Source organism: Enterobacteriaceae endosymbiont of Donacia fulgens, assembly GCF_012567545.1.
GTDB lineage: Bacteria > Pseudomonadota > Gammaproteobacteria > Enterobacterales > Enterobacteriaceae.
Genome location: NZ_CP046183.1, coordinates 1 through 4,977 on the forward strand (window position 1 = coordinate 1; position 4,977 = coordinate 4,977).

The following is a 4,977-nucleotide window of genomic DNA, read 5'->3' on the forward strand; positions in this document are numbered from 1 at the left end:
ATGAAAAAAAATTTTTTCTTAAAAATTTTAAATAAATTAAAAACAATACTAATAATTTTTTCTATAATATATTTTTTATTTCCTAACAACACATTAATAGCAATAGCAACAAATAAAAAAAATATTAATATATTAAAGATAAAAATACCTTTACTAGAAAAAATAAAGAAAAAATATTTTTTCATTATTTTAAATAAAAAATATATATACATTGATATTTTTAATAAAAAAAGTACAAAAAAAATATTAAAAAAATTTTTTTTTATTAAAAATAATATTATTTTTAATAAAAATTTAAATAAATACGAAATATTTTGGAATAACATAAAAAAAAATTCTAATAAAAATAATTACTTAAATAATTATAATCCAAATTTTTATTTAGATAAAAAAAAAAAATCTAGTATAGATTACAAAAAAAAATTTTTTTATTACTATTTAACAATGAAGAATAATATTTCTAATAATTTTTCTAATAAAGAAGTATTTATAGAAAATATTAAATTAAATTTATTAAATATATTTAATAACGAAATAAATAATAAAATTAAATTAAGTATCTATAAAATATTTAATAAATTTGAAATAAATGGTAAATCCTTAATAAGGATTAATTTAGATGAAAATTTAAATTTAAATAATTCTGAAGCTAGTTTGTTATTACCTCTTATAGAAAATGAAAATTATGTTTTTTTTTTACAAAATAATATACACGAGACTGATAATAGAATACAAAATAATTTAGGTTTTGGTATAAGAAAAATATCTATTGATAATAATTATTTATTTGGGATAAACAGTTTTTTAGATTATGATATTTCATTAGAAAATACAAGAATAGGAATAGGTGGGGAATTTTGGAAAGAGTTTTTAAAATTAAATATTAATATATATTATGGTTTAAGTAGATGGTGGCATTCAAATATTTTAAATCAAAAAAAAACTATTTTTAATAATTTAAATGATGATGATTTTTTTTCAAGGCCAGCTACAGGATGGGATTTTAGAATAGAGGGTTACTTTCCTAAATTACCAGAATTAATATTTAATTTTGATTATTCAAAATATTTTGGGAACATAGAATTTAAAAAAGAAAATTATAAAAAATTATCTTCTCCTTCTATTCTCTCTTTTTCTATTAATTATAATCCAATACCCTTTTTAAATTTTACTATACAAAAATCTCACACCTTTTTAGGACAAAGTAATTTACAATTTGGTATAAATATTAATTTAAATTTAAATTCTTCATTTTATAATCATATTCATACAAAAATTAATGATATCTTTTCGTCATCTTATGATCATAAATATGATTTTGTTAATAGAAACAATAATATTTTTTTAGAAAGTAGAAAAAAATATTTAATTAAATTATCTACAAAAAAAAAAATTATTGGTTTTCCTAGAAGTGAACATTTTTTAGGATTAAAAATTAGTTCTGTTAATAATATTAAAAATACTTCTTTTAAAATAGATAATGTTTTTTATAAACAGGGAGGTTCAATTAGATTATATAATCATGATTATATTATAAATATGCCAAGTTATGATTTTGAAAATATTAAAAATAATACTTTAATATTAAAAATTATTGTAGATGATGTATTAGGTAATAAAAAAATATCATATGTTATGATAAAAACTTTATATCCTTTAGTAAATAAAAATTTTTCTACTCTAAGTGTTTTTCCTAAAAAAATATTAGTTAATTCTGAAGAAGCAAAAATAGTTTTTGAAGCTAGAGATAATAATAATGAATTATTAACAAATATGAAAAATGTTCATTTTATAGTAGAAAAAGGTAATTTATCAGATAAACATAATATACATTTCGGGCATGTTACTGAAGATCCTAAAGGAACATATTTTGCATTAATAACTAGTTCATCTGCTGGTCAAGTTTCATTAAAAGTAAAAATTGGTGATGTAATTAACAAAAATCTTAGTACTAAAATTAATTTTATCTCTCCTTCAGTAGATAATATGGTATTAAAAACTAATCCTCAAATTCTTATTACAAAAGTTAGTCAACCCATTACATTTTTAATAACAGTTTATGATAAGCATGGTAAAAGGTTCAAATTTTCTAATATCCAAATAAGAAATGTTGTTGCTAAAGATAGACAAGGAGATATTAGAAAAGATAGTGGTAAAATACATATTGAAGATATTACTAATCAAAAATCTGATGATAATGATAATTTTTTATTTACAACAGATATAAATGGGGAATTAAAACTTAAAGTATCTGACCCCCACGGTATTGGGGTTCGTACTACTCTTGAAATTAGTGCAAATGATTATATTACTAAAACAGTCAATTTAATTTTTACAGTATCTACTAGTCCTAATACCCCCCGGGCTAGAATGTATGGTCATATGACTGAATTTTTGTTTGTTAATGGGATAAAATTTAAAAGACCAATTTTAAGTACAGAACGATTAGGAGATCAGGTAAATAATTATTTAAATGAAGATTGGTCAAAGTTTAATTGGTATAATGCAGAATCATATTGTAAATCACAAAATTCTCGATTACCAACAAAATCTGAATTATTAGAATTTTATAATGTTCATTCAGGTGATGATTTACTTAGTAATTATGGATGGCCTATAGTTGATAGATTTAATTTAATGTGGACATCAACACCTATTGTTAATATGTATTTTAGAGATCCATTACATTTTCATATTAATTTTTTAAATGGTGATATTGATAAAGGAATTACTGGTAATATTTTTTCTTTTTTTTGTGTTCAGGATAAATAGTTTTATTTAATTAAATTAAAATAATATTTTTTAGAAAATTTTTTTTAATTTTATTTTAAAATTTTTCTAAAACTAAAAAATTAGTTTTATTATTTATAATATTAGATATTTTATTTTTTAAAATATATAAATTATATAATTTTGCAGATATTTTATTACCTATTGCTGCTGATTTTTCAGATGAACTAAATTTAATTAGTTTCATTGCTAAAGAAGAGCTTGAACAATATTTTAATTCCCATTGAGGATGTTTATTAATAAATATACTACATTGGTTTAATGGTTCTGCATGACTAAAAATTTTTTCTATTTTATTTAAAATTATATTTTTTTTAGATGAAACTAGACAATGTTGTATTGGTAAGAAAAAACTATTTTTTATGAATAAAAAATAGTTTTTTTTTAATAATATAGATACTTCTTTAATTAACCCAGTACAATTATTATATATTGGTACTATAGCTAAATTAATAAATTTATTTTTAATAAAAAAAAAAATTTCTGTAAAATTATGACAACTTATATTAAGAAAAGTTTTTTTAAAAAAATTTTTCTTAATATAAAATAATGTAGCTAAATGTGAGTAACTTCCCATAGGGCCTAAAAAAGCAATACTTTTATAAAAATTTTTCTTTTTTAAAAAATTATGTTGAAATTTTTTTTTTTTTATAAAATTATTGATATTATCATTTATAATAATATTTTTTTTATTATTATAAATATTTTTCTTAATTATTTTTAACATTTTTTTATGAGTTAATTAATTAATAAATTTAATTTAACATATAAATTATAAAAAAATATATATTTTATTTAATAATATGAACAATATCATTTTTATCAATCCAACTTTTCCATCCAGTTGCCGAAGAAACTTCATACAGAGATTTTTTTAAAATTTGTCGAAATTTCCATAATATATTAGTATTACTTCCACATAGTTTTTTTAGAGTAATAACTTTATAAAGTGATGGAGGATTATGAGAACAGTAAAAACAATGAATCCATTGAGATAATTGTCTACCTTTTAATTTTTTCCTTTCTTTTAAAGAAATTGCTGTCCACATAGAATCTATAAAAAAAGATACTATATTTTTATTTAAAAAAATAATATTTTCTTTTGTTTTGTCATTTCTATACCATTCATGTAATAAATGACCTATATAAAAACAATTTTTATAATTTATTTCTATACTGCAGATAGATAGTCTTATTAAAGATGATTTTAACCATTCATAATCTTTTTTACCTGTTTTTCTATCTATTGATTTTAGAAAAGAATAAGTAGAAAAAACTACTTTTTCCCCTAAAGGTACTTGTGAAAATAAGTATAAACATTCTAACCAAACATCTAAATCAGATTGATCTAAATTTTCTCCTGTAAAACGTATAAAAAAACCATTTAGTGATGTTTTTAAAATATTTTTTTCATATTTTCTTTGCCCTTTTCTTATTACCCCAAAAAGAGAGCTACGTAATATAATATTAGGTATAGCTCTTTTATTTTTTGAAATATTAGGAAAATATTTCTTTATATTAATATTTTTATTTTTTATATATTTAATAGAATTATAAAAAAAAAATTCAGGTTTTTTTTCTTCTTTTTTTAAAATATTACTTTTTTTAATTAATAGATTAATTCTATCATAAATCAATTTTTTACGCATTTAAATTATAACAAATTTTATATCTAAAAAAGACACAAAGATAAAAATAAATAATTTTAATTTTAAATTACTATTATTTTAATATATGAATTAATTAAATAATATTATCTATCTATAGAAAATAGATGGATAAAATTTTTACTTTTAAAAAAAAAGTTATTTTTTAATAATAAATATTTTATTTTTAAATGTCAAATATTTTTTAAAAAAAATATATAAGTTATTAAAGTAATAAAAACTCGGGATAGCAAGTAGTAAACTCGGGATAGCAAGTAGTAAACTCGGGATAGCAGGTAGTAAAACTCGGGATAGCAGGTAGTAAAACTCGGGATAGCAAGTAGTAAAACTCGGGATAGCAAGTAGTTTAGATGTGTAAAAAAAAACATTAACAAAAAAAAAATATAATCTTTTTTAATATTTTGTATATTATAAAAAAACATAATCTTTATTATTTTTATATATTGTAAAAAAAAAAAAAAAATGTATAATTTAATACATATGAATATTACTTTTAATAAAAAAAGATAAATTAAAAATA

Annotated in this window: 3 protein-coding genes; 1 reads left to right on the top strand and 2 read right to left on the bottom strand. The window is 18.5% G+C overall.

Annotated elements, in window-relative coordinates:
• Nucleotides 1-2,772: an inverse autotransporter beta domain-containing protein gene (locus GJU05_RS02285; RefSeq protein WP_211080473.1), complete on the top strand. Its 2,772-nt coding sequence runs from the start codon at nt 1-3 to the stop codon at nt 2,770-2,772.
• A gap of 55 nt (nt 2,773-2,827) precedes the next feature.
• Here GJU05_RS02285 and GJU05_RS02270 read toward each other — a convergent pair whose 3' ends face one another.
• Nucleotides 2,828-3,517 (bottom strand): prephenate dehydratase domain-containing protein, encoded by a 690-nt coding sequence (locus tag GJU05_RS02270; RefSeq protein ID WP_208753955.1) that lies wholly within the window; start codon nt 3,515-3,517, stop codon nt 2,828-2,830.
• 64 nt (nt 3,518-3,581) lie between these two features.
• Entirely contained in the window at nt 3,582-4,439 is an 858-nt protein-coding gene (gene trfA / locus GJU05_RS02275) for a plasmid replication initiator TrfA (RefSeq protein ID WP_208753957.1), read from the bottom strand.
• Nucleotides 4,440-4,977 lie beyond the last annotated feature (538 nt).